Annotated in this window: 12 protein-coding genes; 2 read left to right on the plus strand and 10 right to left on the minus strand. The window is 56.2% G+C overall.

The features are described from left to right. The first annotated feature begins 41 nt into the window (after positions 1-41). The gene (locus tag ACGY09_RS06970; RefSeq protein WP_373650990.1) at positions 42-824 is read left to right on the plus strand and encodes an SDR family NAD(P)-dependent oxidoreductase; all 783 of its coding nucleotides are present in this window, start codon (positions 42-44) and stop codon (positions 822-824) included. Between the two features lie 203 nt (positions 825-1,027). Continuing rightward, positions 1,028-1,942: a spermidine synthase gene (locus ACGY09_RS06975; protein WP_397570998.1), complete on the plus strand. Its 915-nt coding sequence runs from the start codon at positions 1,028-1,030 to the stop codon at positions 1,940-1,942. A 255-nt stretch (positions 1,943-2,197) separates the two neighbouring features. On the opposite strand, the gene ACGY09_RS06980 is transcribed toward ACGY09_RS06975, so the two are convergent. From ACGY09_RS06980 to ACGY09_RS07025, 10 genes are all read right to left on the minus strand, one after another. Continuing rightward, entirely contained in the window at positions 2,198-2,884 is a 687-nt protein-coding gene (locus ACGY09_RS06980) for an HD domain-containing protein (protein WP_397570999.1), read from the minus strand. A 6-nt stretch (positions 2,885-2,890) separates the two neighbouring features. After that, a complete protein-coding gene (locus ACGY09_RS06985; RefSeq protein WP_373650987.1) occupies positions 2,891-4,240 on the minus strand; it encodes a hypothetical protein in 1,350 nt (449 codons plus the stop codon). Next, entirely contained in the window at positions 4,237-5,841 is a 1,605-nt protein-coding gene (locus tag ACGY09_RS06990) for an ABC transporter permease (protein WP_373650986.1), read from the minus strand. The genes ACGY09_RS06985 and ACGY09_RS06990 overlap by 4 nt, the downstream gene beginning before the upstream one ends. A gap of 88 nt (positions 5,842-5,929) precedes the next feature. Further along, positions 5,930-6,829 carry an ABC transporter ATP-binding protein gene (locus tag ACGY09_RS06995; protein ID WP_373650985.1) on the minus strand — a complete coding sequence of 300 codons (900 nt, stop codon included), beginning with the start codon at positions 6,827-6,829 and terminating at the stop codon, positions 5,930-5,932. A 222-nt stretch (positions 6,830-7,051) separates the two neighbouring features. Further along, positions 7,052-8,713 (minus strand): alkaline phosphatase, encoded by a 1,662-nt coding sequence (locus tag ACGY09_RS07000; protein WP_397571000.1) that lies wholly within the window; start codon positions 8,711-8,713, stop codon positions 7,052-7,054. Positions 8,714-8,742: 29 nt separating this feature from the next. Continuing rightward, positions 8,743-9,099: a 2Fe-2S iron-sulfur cluster-binding protein gene (locus ACGY09_RS07005; protein WP_373650983.1), complete on the minus strand. Its 357-nt coding sequence runs from the start codon at positions 9,097-9,099 to the stop codon at positions 8,743-8,745. A gap of 301 nt (positions 9,100-9,400) precedes the next feature. Next, positions 9,401-10,156 carry a biotin/lipoate A/B protein ligase family protein gene (locus ACGY09_RS07010; RefSeq protein WP_397571001.1) on the minus strand — a complete coding sequence of 252 codons (756 nt, stop codon included), beginning with the start codon at positions 10,154-10,156 and terminating at the stop codon, positions 9,401-9,403. A gap of 555 nt (positions 10,157-10,711) precedes the next feature. Further along, complete coding sequence (lpdA, locus tag ACGY09_RS07015) at positions 10,712-12,097, minus strand: dihydrolipoyl dehydrogenase (RefSeq protein ID WP_397571002.1); 1,386 nt, start codon at positions 12,095-12,097, stop codon at positions 10,712-10,714. A gap of 239 nt (positions 12,098-12,336) precedes the next feature. Further along, positions 12,337-13,566 (minus strand): 2-oxoglutarate dehydrogenase complex dihydrolipoyllysine-residue succinyltransferase, encoded by a 1,230-nt coding sequence (gene odhB, locus ACGY09_RS07020; protein ID WP_373650980.1) that lies wholly within the window; start codon positions 13,564-13,566, stop codon positions 12,337-12,339. A gap of 85 nt (positions 13,567-13,651) precedes the next feature. Continuing rightward, the gene (locus tag ACGY09_RS07025; protein ID WP_373650979.1) at positions 13,652-16,570 is read right to left on the minus strand and encodes a 2-oxoglutarate dehydrogenase E1 component; all 2,919 of its coding nucleotides are present in this window, start codon (positions 16,568-16,570) and stop codon (positions 13,652-13,654) included. Positions 16,571-17,050 lie beyond the last annotated feature (480 nt).

Below are 17,050 nucleotides of genomic sequence, written 5' to 3' on the forward strand. Positions count from 1 at the left end.
GCGCGCGACGTCCCGTGATGACTGTGAAGAAAGGGAAATTCATGAGTATCTTCGACCGGTTTCGACTGAATGGAAAACGTCTTCTCATCACCGGCGGCAGCCGGGGACTGGGTCGCGAAATGGCGCTCGCGATTGCAGACGCGGGGGCCGATGTCGTCCTGGTCGGCCGCGAAGCGACCAGTTTGAAAGGGACTGCCGATGATATTCGTGCCCTTGGGCGACAGGCCTGGGCAATCGAAGGGGACGTCAGTCAGCCGGGACAGTGCGAAGCGATCTGCAATCAGGTCCTGCAGCATCATGGTCCGATCGACATCCTGATTAATAATGTGGGAGGACGACGAATTGACGTCCAGATCGAGGATCAGACACTCGAGCAGTGGCAGCAGATCATCGATTTGAATCTGACCAGCACCTTCCTGTGCATGAAATACATCGGTAAATCGATGATCGAACGAGGGCAGGGGGGCCGGATCATCAATATCGCTTCCATTTCGGGAATGGTCGCCAACCGCGGAATCGGTGGCCGAAGCTACGAAACCGCCAAGGCTGCTGTCATGCATCTGACCCGTTCGGCCGCAGCGGATTGGGCTCCGCACAAGATCACGGTCAATGCGATCTGTCCGGGAGGATTCATGACCGCTCCCAATATCCGCTGGGCCAATGACGCCCCTGAAATGATCAAGGGATTCCGTCAACAGATTCCGAGCGGAGACTTCGGTCAGCCTGAAGATCTGGGGCCGTTGGCGGTCTACCTGGCCAGTGACGCGTCCCGCTACGTCACGGGAGCCGCGATGGTCATTGACGGTGGCTATACGCTTTGGTGAAGCTGGAAGGGTGGGAGTCATCGGCACCTTGATGACCGAGTCCGTTGCGCATTCACGGAGTCGAGGCAGAACAGTTGCCAGCCTCGCGCGGTTGCGACTCCTTTTTGTCAGAATCGCACGTGCAGTCCCCGCACTGCCGTGAACAACACCCCGGTTAACCTCAAGACGCTTTAACATCAAGACACTGTGACAGGTCCACATCGATGAATACACAAGAACGCTGGATCGGTGAATCATTCACCCCTGACGACATCTGGCAGCACCGCGTCAGCAAGGTTCTTCACCATCAGCAGACACCGTTTCAGGAACTGTATGTCGTCGAAAGTGGTGCTTATGGAAAAGCACTCGTCCTCGACGGCCGATGGCAGACATGCACCGGTGACGAATTCCTTTACCACGAACCGCTCGTTCACACTCCCTTTGTTCTCTACGGTCAGCCTCGCCGGATTCTGATTGCCGGCGGAGCCGACGGAGGAGCGGCCCGCGAGGCGCTCAAGTGGAACGACGTGGAAGAGATTCTGCTCGTCGACATTGACCGCAATGCCATCGAGGCCTGTCGACAGCATCTGCCAGAAATCCATCAAGGTTCACTCAACGACCCACGCGTCAGGATTGAAGCCGCGGATGCCTTCGATGTGATTGCGAACACAAGCGGCTGGGATGTCATTATCGCCGACCTGACCGACCCCATTGAATCTGGCCCGGCCTACAAGCTGTTCACGAAAGAATTCTTTACGCACTGCCAGAACGCCCTCACGCCAGGCGGTTTTTTCGTCAATCAAGCGGGTTCCCAGTCACCCCCGCTCATCGAACCTCTCGCCAGAACAGCGAAGACGATTGCATCCGTATTCCGCGATACGGCGATTGCGACCGTCAACGTCCCGACATACGGGTCTGCCTGGGGATTTGTCGTCGCGTCGGATAAGCCGTTTGAAAAACGACCCGACGTCAATCAGGTCGACCAGCTCTTACAGCAAGCCACGTCCAGCCCCATGCGAATGTTTGACGGCCAGACACTGCTCGGCATTCTGCAGTCGTCCAAGCTGGTCAGGGACCGCATCGCGGCTGAATCACTCATCTACACCCTGTCGAATCCGCCCCAGATCGCCCGGCACTAAGTCCCTCCAAAGTCTGTCGATCGGTGCCAAGCCCCCGTTCCCGGTGACCTGGCCTGATCCAGATACGCACTCCCGCGGCCCAAGCGAAGAGGACTTCTCACATCGAGAAGGAATTCAGCGTGGTCGAGCGCCGGCGATTCCAGCGACAGCATCACCCTGAAAGGGGAGACGAAAGTCGGCTCGCGCCAGTTTGGAAAGGCTCATTGCGCACAGGGGCACCCCATCTCAAGATCAGCAGCGAAGAGTAGGTTGAGATCAGGCGGAGGGTGTCTGGGCGACGAGAAGCCCGTCCGCGCCGTTCCATTCCGCCAGGAACTGCTGCAGGTAGTTTTCCATGAATGCGTGGCGTTCATGAGCGATTCGCCGCCCTGAATCCGTCTGCATTCGATCTTTCAGAAGCAGCAGTTTTTCGTAGAAGTGATTGATGGTCGGACCTGACTTCGACTTGTAAGCCGCGAACGACGAATGCAGTTCCGCGGGGACCGACGGGTCATGCATCGGCCGCCCCATGTGCCCGCCATAGGTGAACGCACGAGCAACACCGATTGCTCCAATCGCATCCAGACGGTCTCCGTCCTGAACGCATTTGCCTTCAATCGTCGGCATTTCCGTCGGAACACCCGCCCCTTTGAAGGTCACTCGAGCAACAATATCACACACGGCATCCACAACAGCAGGATCAACATTGTTCTCACTCAGCCACGCATGGGCTGCCCGTGGCCCCGCGGTGTCATCACCACCATGAAACTTCCAGTCAGCGATATCGTGCAGCAGAGCGGCCAGTTCCACGATGACCATGTCCGCCTTCTCTTCTGCGGCAATTCGCAGAGCGTTACGGCGGACCCGATCAATGTGCCACCAGTCGTGTCCTGTCGTGTCATTCTCAAGCGTCCGCCGAACGTGTTCGGCGGTCCGCTTGATGACCTGATCCCAAGCCGTCATTACCACTTATCTATTCTCGAGGAACAACCGCTTGAACTGTTTGTTGACGTTCGCCATCAGCTGGTCGTTGCCCTGTTTCAGTTCAACGAGCCACTTCAGCGGATAGTCGTCAGGAATCTTCTCGCCAGCCACCTGGTAGATGTCGTCCCAGATCTTCCACGCGAGCAGACATTCTTCACACAACAGATCTTCGTCCGTCAGCATTTCGTATTCAGGACTCTTCAACAGCTTGTCGAAGCCTTCCATTCCGCGGTAGGCCGCGTTCCGGGCATTGTCGAATTCCTGAGCCTTGTACGCCTGCTTGGCTTCGAAGATTGCACGATGGGCTTCTGCCGTTTCCGGTTCAGCCTCGGCATACGCCCGCATACGCCAGTAGCGGTAGTTCGTCATCTTCTGGTAGGCATCGACGGCCTTGCGAACACGCTGCTCGTCATCCGGAGTCGAAGCAATCTGTTTAATTTCTTCGTCCGTCATTTCGAGACGAATATCAGATTCTTCTGAACCGATCAGAGCATGGAAAATTTCACGCCCATAACCTTCCGTCCAGTCCTTGCGTGCCTGATCCCAGGCCTCCCGCGTCCCTTCCCCGAATTTTCCGTCTTTCTGCAACGCCTGGGCATAGTCGAACTGACATCGTGCAGGGGTAGCGCGGAACAGACTGCGATCCAGAATGTGCTGAGGACGGGAAAGTTCTCTTTCACAGGCGAGTTCAAACCAGCGTTTCCCTTCCAGGAAGTTATCCTTCCCTTCGGGATTGATCACCAGATCGGGCTTCCCTTCGTAGGCAGGATCAGGGTCCGAGAGGAAGTAACGACGATAGTCAGCGGCCTCGTCGGCATAACCGATCTTGTGCTGGATCACTTTCCCGGTGCGGTAGTGAAGTTCGGTCGATCGCTTGTTTCGTTCCACTCCTCGCTTCAGGAACTTGGCACCCTGCTTGACCCAGTAGTAGCGATCAGGCACAGCGTCCCATTCCGCTGACGTGTTATAGGCCAGATTCCAGCCATTAAAGTCCCACACCTTTTCATAGTGTGGCTGAAGCCGGACGATCGATTCCGTCGTGGCCTGCATTTCCGCCCATCGCTTCATATCCTTCTGCTGATCCAGATCCATCCAGAGCAAATTCACAGCCATCCCTCGCATCCCCAGGAGGACGAGATTCATGGCAGCGCTCGATGCATCCACATCACCCAGATCCGCCTCACCCAGTTCATACTGTGAACGGAGTTGAGACAGGACTCCACCGGGCGATTTCTCGCCATCGGAGGGCAAGCTCAGCCAGATGATCGGAATCAGCAGCAGGACAATTCCTGTCAGGTAAACCAACTTGCGTTGTTGGGATGTCAGATTGTTCATTTGGACTCCAGTTCGCGAATTCGAAGCGCGAAATACCCCAGAACGACGCAGGGAATAATGAATGCGGATGTCACCAGAAGACTCGGCAGCAGAGACGTGGCCCAGGGGACATCAAATCCATTTGCCACGAACTCAGGCATGTTGAAATATTCGGACCGGGGGATCACCTGCTTGCACAACCACAGGAAGCTGTTGAGGATCCCATCCACTCCTTGAACGATCTTGAACGCAGGATTGGCAGGCAGTTCCTGGCTCGGTCCCATTTGAGTGACGAGTCGATAAATCGATTCGAGAACGCCACCCCCTTGAACCTGGCCGGACACCAGTTGATCCATAAACTGATGAGCGTTCCGCCCCGACAGGATGTAAATCACCAGAGTCAGTGCCGTGGCGATAGGTCCTTTAACAATGGTACTCGCTGCGACACCAATCATCGTGACCAGGGTTAACGTGAGGGCAATCCCCAACACGGCTTTCCAGTAACCGACCCAGAAATCACGGTCAGGCATCCGGATGAACAAGTCCGGGCGAGCCATCCCGATATACTGTTCGCGGTCGATACACGAGACCTCAACGAACATCTGCTTCTTCTCTGTGACAAAGTCGGTGAGGAGATCGTACTGCTTGTCGTCCACCGTCAGTTTACGAGGAATCTTGTTCATCGTACTGCGAAACTCGGCCACGGGACTGGGGTCCGTCGTGTATGCCAGGTTCGTATCAGGATTAAAGATCTTGATATCGTAGAACAGCGGGCGTGTCATATCCCCTTTGTAGCTGCGAAATGCGGTGAATGAGTTCTCGAGGTTCAAGTTCCCGTCACTGTCGAGCATCGATTCATTGACGTTCGAAAATAGCCACTGGGCTCGTGCTTTTGTCGCTCCTTCGATGTAACTGCGAAACGACCAGATATCCCCCACGTTGATCCCGGTCGCGCCCTGGTTTCCTTCGCGATCGATGAATCGCATTCCATCGCCATAAACCGGAACACGGCAGATCAGCAACCCCTGCGCTTCGGTGGGAATCTGGCGAACGATCCAGATATAGCCCACCGTGGCCATCACCAGCAGCACCAGATAACCGATCAGCGAAATACCAATCATACGGCCCAGCACGATTTCAACCCGGCGTGCGGGCTTGGTCACGACGGTGTGAATCGAGCGAATGCGAATATCTTCAGGAATGCCGAAGCAGCAGAGCAGCAGAACCACGGGCAGTGTCAACCAGCTCAGGGCCGTGAGCACAAAGCTGATATAGACTTTGACCTGATCGGGTTTGATTTCTTTAGAATCGCCCATGAACCAGCCGGCGAACATGAACAGCAGACCGAAGACAACAAAGACCGCCAGGGCCTTGCGTCGGTAAGCTTCCATGAACGTCAGGCGGGTCAATGCCCAGATACGGCGAGGGGACAGATGAATCAGATCTGACAACATCGCCCCAAGTTCGCCGAAGAAGATCCCGAAGCCCTTACTCCCGCGAGTCAGGACCAGGTTCAACAACGAGACGAACATGACGACAAATGTTAAAGCCCCCGCCACCACGGCCCAGTTGAGCAGTGAGTACAGCGGGTTCAGTCGATAAATCGCAGGATCAAAATACATAACCTAGACCGTTGCTGATGAATGAAGGACCAAAAATGGCAACAGCGCCACTGCGTATCGACCTTGATCAGAAGTCAACGGACTTCGATCAGGACGCGGACTGTGGTTCGGCAACGTTGCGGTGGCCGGGACGATCGCGGCTTTCCTTGACCGTTTTCAGGAACAGGTCTTCCAGGTTCTCGGTCGGTTGATCCACGGTGTATTTCGCACCGTGACGCGCGAGGACTTCTTCCACTTCCTTCTTCGCGGCATCACTCAGCAGGGTGCTGCGAATCTGGGTCTCGTCCTGAACCTTCAGCAGTTCGTCAACACGACCCATCACTTTCAGCTCACCACCATAAAGGATGGCGATCCGGTCGCAGACGTCCTGCACGTCAGCCAGCAGGTGGCTGCACATCAGAACGGTTTTCCCCTGCTTCTTCAGATCCAGAATCAGGTCCTTCATGTCACGATTACCGAGCGGATCGAGACCGCTGGTTGGTTCGTCGAGCATCACCAGATCAGGATCGTTGATCAGGGCCTGGGCGACCCCGATTCGGCGAGTCATCCCTTTGGAGTACTCTTTCAGTTGGCGACGACGCGCTTGCGGAGCCAGCTTGACCAGATCGAGCAGTTTGTCAGATCGCTCTTTTCGTTCGGCAGCGGACAGATTGAACAGCCGACCGTAGAAATCGAGTGTTTCGTAAGCATTCAGGAACCGGTAAAGATAAGACTCTTCCGGCAGATATCCAATCTTCTCGTTCTTGCTGACATCAGCGGCAGGCTTGCCGAGAATCGAAATCTCCCCTTCCGTAGGGAAGAGAAGTCCCAGCAACAGCTTCAGCGTCGTGGTCTTCCCGGATCCGTTCGGCCCCAACAGACCGAACACTTCACCCTTACGGATATCGAGACTCAAAGCATTGAGAGCTCTAACTTTAGGGCGACCCCAGAAGTCGCGATAGACTTTCGACAAATTGCGAATCTCGATGACAGCCTCAGACTGGCTCATGCATGCTCCCGGAGTCTCTAACGTAAAAGCCGATGACGACGAAAACGACTCAAACTCAAATCACCAACGAGATCTCGTCGGAAAAAATACAACTCACTGCTGACGGTGTACGTCGAACATGATGAAGGCGTTTGCTCTTCACATGTAAGATTTCAGAAATCGGTCCAGCTTGCGGAGCCCCATCCTAAAACCCCGACTTCGCCCTGACAAGCCGCTCAACGTTTACCGAGGCTGAATCAGAAGTTCGGGCTTTTCCAGGACTAAATAATGCCCGTGGTCTGCCGTCACAATCAGCAAAGACTCGTCCCAATTGCTGTGCTGCTCAACCCAGTCCGTGATGGTTTTCACGGCCGCGTCCCCACTGATGACCGCTCCAATTGAGTTATCGATGTTATTGTCGTGGTTTGCCCAGTCGACATCCCCTGGTTCAACCATCAACCAGAACCCTTTGGGATTCTTCGACAGCACTGTCATTGCTGCCGCCGCCATATCACTGAGACTCGGGTTCTCTGCGAGGTCGGCAGGCTCGTACTCTTCAGCCCGATTCGATCGACCGATAGTCGGAACAAAATCACCGTCCGCCGTCGCGAAAGGAAGATGTCCCGCATACTTGCCGACACCGTAGAAGCCGAACAGCCGGTGGCCCTCTTTCGCGGCGCGCTCGGCAGCCTGTTGCAGGGCCGCCTTCCCTGCGACACCCGGTTTGCGGATGGATGTGACGTACTTCCCACCGTTTTCGACGTCGATCGCTTCCAGATCCGCATCTGTCAGATACGCATTTCCGGGGACAAAATTTTCACCAGCCGTCGACTTCCTGGGGTTTCCCGCAACCAGACGATTGTCACCGAAACCACCCCCGATCACGACATCCATCCCCGGCAGAGGAACGTCGGGATGACTGATCGACTTGCGTCCAATCATGTCACGAGTCAGATCCTGATAATCGTCGCGGTGGACGTTGTGCGCATAGGCGGAAGCGGGCGTCGCGTGGCTGATCGGCACACTCGAAACAGCTCCGACCGAAATCCCCTGTTCCTGCAGCAGATGAGCAATCGTGGGAACCTGATTTCCCGCGTAGTCCACATTCACCCCGTTATTATACGTCTTGATGCCTGCGGTCATGCTGACAGCGGAACTGGACGAATCAGTGTAGGCGTGTCGGATGGGTCCTTCTTTGTTTCCCGAAATGGGGTAGAGCAGGTCACTCCCGGCGGTCCAGGCGTTTGGTCCGCCGAGCGAAACAGAATAACCACCGAAAAGCGTTCCACCCGGGTTCAAGACAGACTGAAGATTGGTGTCAACCTGGGTTCCTTCATTGTGCGGACTGGTGCACATATAACCGAACTGGGACGTTCCATTGGCCGTATAGTCCTGAAAATGGAAACCCGTCCCGCGTCCCTCGGTATACGCAATTCGCTGAGTCTTGTAGATCGCTGCCGCTCGCGTCGTCTGCCAGTCCATACCGTCGAAAACGACCAGAAAGACGTATTTCTTGCCCTTGGCAAATCCCGCCTGCTGAATTTGAAAGAGATTCGTTTGATCGAGGTACTCGGCTTGGTCATTCAGCGTGTCAGGGGGGACACGACCATAAATCCGCTGGAGTTCCGTTTCACTACGGTAGGGACTCTTCTTGCCCGTGTAGCTTCTCAGATCCACGCCGTCCGGAGCGTTGAGCGTTCCAAAAGTGTAGACGGGAATCAGGCGATTTGAGTGAGAACCCCACGATTTGTAGTTTGAGGGCTCATGTCCCCAGTGCCCAAAGTCAGCCTTGTTGTCCTCAATTGCCTTTTGCTGGATCTCGCGGATGTAGTCAGAACAATCCGCTCGTTCCGTCAGATTCAGCAAGCAAAGACCAACGCACAGGACCAGTCCGAATCCCCGCATGAAACGTCCTCTTATAAACTTCGCGATCTCTATTTCGTCGTCCATTCAGGCAGTGGAGCGATCTCAGGTGTCGGAACGTTTCCTGGCCCGGGACGACCGCTATCCTGCAATCGACTGATGCAGCGTACCGTCATATCGTTCTGAACCGCGATCTGACAGCTCAGGCGTACGCCACTTGCCCCCTTCGCCTGAAGGATATTCTTTTCTGCGACGGTCATCTCTTCCGGCTCGCCTGCCAGAATTTCGACGCGACACGTCGTGCACCGGGCGACACCCCCACAGGCATGCAGCTGGTCCACACCCGCATCTTCCACCAACGCCAACACCAGACGCTTGCCCTCTGGAACGTCAAATTCTCCGAAACCTTCCACGGTCAACTTGGGCATGTGTCTCTCTCCTTCTTCGTTTGCAATCAAAATTTGGTGTCGTCGGGTCGCCACGATGCAGCAAGGTCGTCATGAAGTCAATCCAACCGCGCTGCGATTCATGGCTCGATTTTCTGCCGGCAATAGTCCTCTGGCGAGAACCCGCAGGGGATCGAATTGCACAAACGTCTCTTTAGCGGCACGCCCCTCAGCAGGGAAGCAAGCCGCAACATCCCACAGAAGGGATTCGGCTGCGGCGACTCCGTGAATCGTCCACAGAATAAATCGCCCGCAAAATAAATCGGCCACCGAGCGCCGGCCTTCACAGTTGCCACTCCGATGAATTGTAGCGCGTCTCACTGATTTTCGTCGCCGCAGCTCTCAGTGTCGCTGTCACATCCGCCATCATGGCTCGCCAGGTCTCACGCAGAATTTCCCTGAGGGCCACAGACCCCAGTGGGATGTTGACGACAAAATCGCGATGACTCCGACTTCGCCGGTAATCCGGCTGTCGACTCGGGAAGGCGAGACACCGGGCGAGCAGGTCCAGATCGAAATCGTAGAGCAGTGTTCCCTGATGGAGAAACGCATTCTTCAGCCAGCGCTGCGCGTTCCCCGAAAACTTCTGATTGTTCCAGACCAGATCACTCGTTCCACACACTTCAACCTGAGGCCCGTGTTGACTCAGAGCCACAGCGATCCGTTCCATCAACTTTGTCGTGACGCCCCCCACCCCCAGTGTGCGATGTAAATTGGTGATGGGAAGCGCCAATGAATAGCACAGGCACCCCGGTCCGATCAGCACCGTCCCACCCCCACTTGCCCGGCGAAAAATCCGGATCCCAGCGTCCGCACACGCCTTTACATTGACTTCCGTTTCGACACGGTTCGAACGCCCCAGCACCACAAAGTACTCTTTCGGCTCCCAGAACCGCAGGCAGGCTTTCGCGGGTTCCGCCTCGACATCCGCAAGAAGCGCCTCCTCCAGAGCCAGATTGTCAGCCGGTGTCGGCAATGTCTCGTCATACCCCAGCACAGAGGCAGGCCAGGAAATTTCGGGCAGGTGACCGTCAGACATGAATTCGCCAGTGATGAAGGGTTCGTCGATCGATCACGAGGAAGGGGCTGTCCTGAAACGCCACGCTCGCGTGTTCTCGTGCGAGTTCCCGCCAGCCATACAAGACCCGTTCGCCGCGTATTCAGGCTTTGATGGATCCGGATCCACAGCAGAAAATAGCGAGTTCGAGGGAAGTCACAACCCACCCCGCTCGCCATGCCCGGCCCCCGGTCCGTACAGCCCACTCACTCCGTTGAGGAATGAAACCTGTTCCTCAGACGGAGTAATCCCGTCAACAAATCAACAAAGAAGCCCCAACCAGACAAGGGGTGCGGGGATTGCTTGTGGAACATCATGCGTTCGTGTGTAAGGCACCGCCAATTCACCTCACGCCTTTCATTGAATCATGCCGAATCCCGTCGGACGAGAAGTCCCGTCCGACGCCACGTTCCCACAGTCCATTTAATGACAATGGCACGGACAATCCTCAGGGACTGCCCGTGCCATTTTTGTTCATTCGTGGGATGGTCTTCGGCCACAATTCAAGCGGCAGCCTCCCTCCGATGGGTCAGCCCATCACAGATGGATGGTTCGACCGTCGACGGCGAACGCCGCCTCCTTAATCGCTTCGGCGAGGGTCGGGTGCGCGTGACTGGTACGGGCGATGTCCTCGCTGCTGGCACCAAACTCGATCGCAGCGGCCGCTTCGGCGATCAAGTCCCCTGCGTGAGCCCCGATAATGTGGACACCCAGCACTCGATCGGTCTCGGCATGAGCCAACATCTTGACGCGTCCTTCGGTTCGGCCAATCGCCTTGGCACGACCGTTCGCCAGGAACGGGAAGATTCCTTTCCGATAGGGAATTCCCCCTTCCTTCAGCTGCTCTTCAGTCTTGCCGACACTGGCAATTTCCGGATCGGTATAGACGACAGAAGGAATCGCGTCGTAGTTCACATGGCAGTATTTGCCCGCGATCGACTCGGCGGCGGCAACCCCTTCGTCTTCCGCCTTATGAGCGAGCATCGGGCCGGGAATACAGTCCCCGATGGCGTAAATCCCTGGTACAGACGTTTGAAATGTGTGTGGATCAACAGTGATGAATCCACGCTGATTGCGAGCGATATTCAGCTTCTCCAACCCAATATCATTGGTGTTCGGAAGCCGACCAACAGCAAGGAGGACTCGATCACATTCCACGGGTGGCTGTCCGTCGCATTCGACAACGCACTTTTGTCCCACCACGCGGGCTCCCGTGACGCGCACGCCCAGCCGGAACTCGAGTCCCTGCTTCTGCAGAGTCTTCTGTGCTTCCGTCGCAATCTCGGTGTCCATCCCCGGCAGAATGCGGTTCAGATACTCGAGAACGGTCACTTTGGAACCAAGTCGCGACCAGACGCAACCCAGTTCCAGTCCGATCACACCGGCACCAATCACCACCAGATGCTGTGGGACGGTGGGGTAGCCCAGAGCTTCGGTGCTCGTACCAATCAGGTTGCCGTCGACCTCGACCCCCTTCAGCGGTGCAGAGTAGCTGCCGGTGGCGATCAGAATTTTCTTGGCGTCAATTTCGACGGGTTCGGCGCCTTCAACCGCGACCTTCCCGGGAGCGACAATCCGCCCCTTGCCGGTGTAGCGTGTGATCTTGTTCTTGCGGAACAGGCCTGCAATCCCTGTCGTCAGACCAGTAACGACGGAATCCTTCCGTTTCATCATGGTGGCAAGATCCAGCTTGACCCCGTCGACGCCGACGCCGTACTCCTTCAGATGATGCTGAGCCATCTTGTAGAGTTCGCTGGCTTCGAGCAGCGCTTTGCTGGGAATACAACCAATCCGCAGACAGGTCCCCCCCAGGGCCCCTTCCTGCTCGACGCATCCGACATTCAGTCCCAATTGCGCCGCACGAATCGCCGCAACGTATCCGCCGGGCCCGGCACCAATGACAACCAGATCATGTTGAGGCATTTTCGATTCCAGCATTCAGTTGAAACAACGAGACAGCAACCTCGTGTCCGGACACTGCTTCGGCCCCGGGCGACCAACGAAGTCTTGCTGCAAAGGTAGGGTCTCAAAGTTGACCGGGGCGCCCTCGCATTGAGGACGCCCCGTGTTGTAACTCAATCATTTCTCGCGGACGAGCATTCCGTGGGGATTTCGCCAGTCAGACTTCATCCCACTTTGAACGCGCTTTCATCCGTGATCGATCAGACGTCGAGAAGCAAACGAACAGGATTCTCGAGACAATCCTTGATCCGCTTCAGGAATGTAACGGCTTCGCGACCGTCCACGATCCGGTGATCGTAGGTCAGTGCAAGATACATCATCGGTCGGATGACGACCTGTCCGTTCAGAGCGATCGGACGATCCTGGATGGCATGCATCCCGAGCACTCCGCTCTGTGGCGGATTGACGATCGGGGTTGAGAGCAGCGATCCATACACCCCACCATTCGTGATAGTGAACGTTCCGCCGGTCAGTTCCTGAGGACTGAGAGTGTTCCCTTTAACCTTGTTGGCGAACTCGGCAATGGCCTGCTCAATCTGTGCGAAGCCCATCCCTTCGGCATTGCGAAGCACGGGAACGACCAGTCCCTTGCCGCCACCAATCGCGATCCCGATATCGAAATAGTTATGGTAAACGATCTCGTTACCCTGGATCTCAGCGTTAATCGCAGGGAAGGTCTGCAAGGCATCGATCGCGGCCTTCACGAAGAAGGACATGAACCCGAGCTTGATCCCGTAGCGCTGCACGAACGCGTCCTGGTGCTGTTTTCGCAGATCCATGATGGCCGTCATGTCGACTTCATTAAAGGTGGTCAACAACGCTGCGTTAGTCTGAGCTTCGACCAGCCGCGAGGCAATTCGCTTGCGGATCGGACTCATCGCCTGTCGCTTTTCCGAGCGGTCCCCAGCGACGATCGTTCGTGCTGGAGCAGGGGCTGGAGCCGGTTTGGCGACAGCGGGAGCGGGTGCCTTCGGTGCAGCAGCCACTTGACGCTGAACGTCTTCTTTCAGCAGCCGCCCGCCGGGTCCCGTTGGGGTCACCTGGGATGGCTTCAGACCGTTCTCGGCCAGAGCAGCAGCGGCCGACGGCATGACGCGAATGTCACCTGTCGCGGCCGGCTTGGCAGCACTGGCAGCGGCGGGTGCTTCGGCTTTTGCAGGTGCGGCAGCCGGAGCTGCGGCGACAGCCGTTTCGTCGATCAAGGCGATCACAGCGGGAAGCTCAATCGTATCGCCAGCGTTGAACATCAACTTGGTGACCACACCCGTTTTGGGTGCGGGCCATTTCGTTGTGGCCTTATCACTTTCCAGCTCGACGATGTCTTCGTCGGCCGTGATCTGCTCACCAACCTGCTTGAGCCATTCAACGACGACGACCTCCGAGACGGAATCGCCAAAATCACCTTTCTTCAGCTGTACTTCGACTGTCATGAGACTTCGTCATCCTTTGCCTGTCAGGAACAGAGCGTATTTTCAATGCAGAGAATCAATGCTGAGACGTCAAACTGTTTTTCGACTAGTGCGAGGTCGCAGGTTTTGTCGAAGCGCCGATCACCTTGGTCAAAATCTCGTTTTGTTCGAGATCGTGACTTTTGTGCGATCCCGTTGCCGGACTGGCCGAAGCGGGTCGAGACACGCATGACAGCGGATAGCGTCGGAAGAGCGATTCGCCCCAGTGAACTCGCAGGAACCGCCAGGCACCCATGTTCTCGGGTTCTTCCTGTGCCCAGACGACCGGCGTCCCATCAGGATAGGCGGACAGAACTTCTTCCAGCTCTTTATCCGGAGTCGGATAGAGCTGCTCAAGCCGCAGAATCGCCACGTCGTTTCTCTGCAGTTCTTCGCGGCGGGCCGCCAATTCGTAGTAGATCTTGCCCGTGCACAGCACGATCTGACGAACTTCACCGGCAGGTCGCTCCAGCGTGTCGGGCAACAGTCGGCGGAACGTTCCGGTACCCAGATCAGCAAAGCTGGAAACAGCTCGCGGATTACGCAGGTATTCCTTCGGCGTCATCACGATCAGCGGCTTACGCCACTTTCGCAGCACCTGACGACGCAGCACATGGAAAATCTGGGCTGGAGTCGTGGGATAGACAATCTGAATATTGTCTTCGGCAGCCAGTTGCAGGAATCGCTCCAGACGAGCACTGGAATGCTCTGGCCCGTTCCCCTCAAACCCGTGCGGAAGCAACATGACCAGACCGCTGAGTCGGTTCCACTTGTCTTCAGCACTGACGATGAACTGGTCAATGATGACTTGAGCCACGTTGACGAAGTCACCGAACTGAGCTTCCCAACAGATCAACCCGTCGGGTGTATCGAGGCTGTAACCGTACTCGTAGCCCAGAACGCCTGCTTCTGACAGACAGCTATTCACGACTTCAACCGGGGCCTGATCTGGCGACAGGTGTGCCAGCGGCATATAGGTCTGGTCGGTTTCAAAGTCATGGAACACGGCGTGGCGGTGACTGAACGTCCCGCGTTCAACGTCTTGTCCGTGCAATCGGATCCGGTGCCCTTCCAAGCTCAACGTCGCGAATGCAAGCGATTCACCCGAGGCCCAGTCGAGCGGCAACTTGCCTTGGGCGATCGCCAGTCGCTTCGTCAAAATTGCCAGCGAACTCTGCGGATTGTGGACCTTCGGATGCGGCTGGAACCCTTCGGGAAGCTGCGACATCTGCTCCAGAAGTTGAGCGAGCTTGGCGGGATCAACTCCGGTGTCGACTTCGGGAATCCCCGCTTCGTTACCGCCGAGGTACCCGCGCCAGGTCCCTTGCAGCATATCCCAGCGATGTTCGTAGTTGGGACCGTTGGCAACTTCCAGTTCCGACTCAAGCTGCTGCCGATGAGCGAACTGCAGACGATTCGCTTCTTCCTCGGTGATCCCGCCGAGCTTCATCAGCTTGTCCAGATAGTTCTGTCCGACCTTTTTCCGTGCCTTGATCTGACGGTACATCAGCGGCTGAGTGAATGACGGCTCGTCATTCTCGTTGTGCCCACGGAAGCGGTAACAGTACATATCGATTACGACGTCACTGTGGAACGTCTGGCGGAAGTCCATCGCCAGTCGGACCACCTGAGCGACCGCTTCCGGATCTTCCCCATTCACGTGGAAGATCGGAATCTGAAGCATCTTCGCCACGTCGGTGGCATAAGGTGTCGAACGTGCCTGATGAGGACCCGTGGTGAATCCGATCTGGTTGTTCACCACGACGTGAACCGTACCACCGATTCCCGTCGCACCGAGATTGCTGATATTCAGTGTTTCCTGAATGATCCCTTCACCGGCAAAAGCAGCGTCCCCATGGATCAGCATGCAGACCACTTTTTCGCGAGTGGTGTCGCCATTGCGATCCTGCTTCGCGCGAACACGGCCCATGGCGACCGGGTTGACGAATTCCAGATGGCTGGGGTTGAAGCAAAGCGACAAGTGCATCTTGCGGCCGTCGCCGGAATGCCAGTCGTTGCTGTAACCGAGGTGGTACTTGACGTCACCACGCCCCGTATTCAATTCAGGATCAAGGTCAGCGAACTCGCGGAAGATCGCCCGGGGAGCTTTCCCCATAATGCTTGCCAGCACGTTCAGACGACCGCGGTGGGCCATCCCCAGAACAATCTCTTCGACTCCCTGGTCCGCCGCCTGATAGATGGCGAGTTCCAGCAGAGGAATCAGCGTTTCCGCTCCTTCGAGCGAGAAGCTTTTGGCACCCTTGAACTTGTTCAGGATGAACTCTTCAAACACGACCGCGTCACTGAGTCGCTTCAGGATTCGCTTCTGCTCCTGCAGCGTCAGCTCGATCCGATTCTCGGTCGTTTCCATCCGGGTCTGGAGCCACTCACGAACCCGCATGTCGTCGATATGCATGAACTGCACACCGATCGATCGGCAGTAAGTGTTCCGCATCCACTGATGCACTTCGCGAACGGTTCGGAAGTGCTGTCCGCCTGCCGACATCGTGGAGACCTGACGATCCATGTCGGCTTCGGTCAAACCGCAGGCAGCAGGTTCAAGCTCATCGACGGTCGGTCGTGGCTGACCCAGGGGATCGATATCGGCTGCGTAGTGGCCCATGATTCGGTAGTTACGAATCAGTCGCTCAACCCGCTCTTGCAGAATGGCGTAGTCAAGCTGAATCGGACTGACCACACCTGTTCCCACCGATGGTGCACGGAACAGGCTCGGATCATGCAGCTCGCCTCCAGATCGGGTCTGACTCTCGACGATCTGTCGAAAGTAGTCCTGCCAATCTTCCGAAACTGAAGAGGGGTCCTCAAGGTACTCCAGATACAGCGACTCGACATACGTCAAGTTTGTATCCTGACCCGGGACCCGGCTCTCCTCATCCAGAAATTGGTGGTCTCCATTACGGGACCCACTTGAGGAAGAAACGCCCTTCGACGAAGAGCGACTTGTAACCGTATCTGAAGGACTCATCTTGATCGTTTCTGATCCCGAGTCAGACGGTGCTGGCCCTGTTTCGACTCGCCTGGTCGAAGGCTTGCCCCTGTCTGAAATTCCAGTCGAGAGAACCTGTGATGCAAAAAAGACTCTACGTTCCGATTCATTCTAACCAGTTTGGTGAGGCAACCAACCCGTAACATCGGAAATTGTTTTTGAATGTAACAGACCGTAACAGGAATGAGGAGTTTGGCAAACAGGAATTTTTAAGGGATCAGTCTGATTGAGCCGTCGTACGGGCAATTGATTTAGCACCTGCCGTTAAAGCGGATGCGTCAACCAACGTAAACCTCAAGAACCTGGCCAACGCCGCAAAAGCCCTCCCTGACGCACAACCCCACCGGACGGCTGATTGATGGTGAACAGACCTCCCCACACGGCCTGAACAAGGTTCGTTGTCAATCACCTCCGCTTCCATATCCGTCGAGTCCACGGCCTGCCAACGCATTCATCGTC

Origin of the sequence: Schlesneria sphaerica (genome assembly GCF_044336245.1) — a bacterium.
Taxonomy (GTDB): domain Bacteria; phylum Planctomycetota; class Planctomycetia; order Planctomycetales; family Planctomycetaceae; genus Schlesneria; species Schlesneria sphaerica.

Excerpts from the sequence above, each read along its gene's own strand:
- ACGY09_RS06970 (WP_373650990.1), top strand. The coding sequence starts at position 42 with ATGAGTATCTTCGACCGGTTTCGACTGAATGGAAAACGTCTTCTCATC.
- ACGY09_RS06975 (WP_397570998.1), top strand. The coding sequence starts at position 1,028 with ATGAATACACAAGAACGCTGGATCGGTGAATCATTCACCCCTGACGAC.
- ACGY09_RS06980 (WP_397570999.1), bottom strand. The coding sequence starts at position 2,884 with ATGACGGCTTGGGATCAGGTCATCAAGCGGACCGCCGAACACGTTCGG.
- ACGY09_RS06985 (WP_373650987.1), bottom strand. The coding sequence starts at position 4,240 with ATGAACAATCTGACATCCCAACAACGCAAGTTGGTTTACCTGACAGGA.
- ACGY09_RS06990 (WP_373650986.1), bottom strand. The coding sequence starts at position 5,841 with ATGTATTTTGATCCTGCGATTTATCGACTGAACCCGCTGTACTCACTG.
- ACGY09_RS06995 (WP_373650985.1), bottom strand. The coding sequence starts at position 6,829 with ATGAGCCAGTCTGAGGCTGTCATCGAGATTCGCAATTTGTCGAAAGTC.
- ACGY09_RS07000 (WP_397571000.1), bottom strand. The coding sequence starts at position 8,713 with ATGCGGGGATTCGGACTGGTCCTGTGCGTTGGTCTTTGCTTGCTGAAT.
- ACGY09_RS07005 (WP_373650983.1), bottom strand. The coding sequence starts at position 9,099 with ATGCCCAAGTTGACCGTGGAAGGTTTCGGAGAATTTGACGTTCCAGAG.
- ACGY09_RS07010 (WP_397571001.1), bottom strand. The coding sequence starts at position 10,156 with ATGTCTGACGGTCACCTGCCCGAAATTTCCTGGCCTGCCTCTGTGCTG.
- lpdA (WP_397571002.1), bottom strand. The coding sequence starts at position 12,097 with ATGCCTCAACATGATCTGGTTGTCATTGGTGCCGGGCCCGGCGGATAC.
- odhB (WP_373650980.1), bottom strand. The coding sequence starts at position 13,566 with ATGACAGTCGAAGTACAGCTGAAGAAAGGTGATTTTGGCGATTCCGTC.
- ACGY09_RS07025 (WP_373650979.1), bottom strand. The coding sequence starts at position 16,570 with ATGAGTCCTTCAGATACGGTTACAAGTCGCTCTTCGTCGAAGGGCGTT.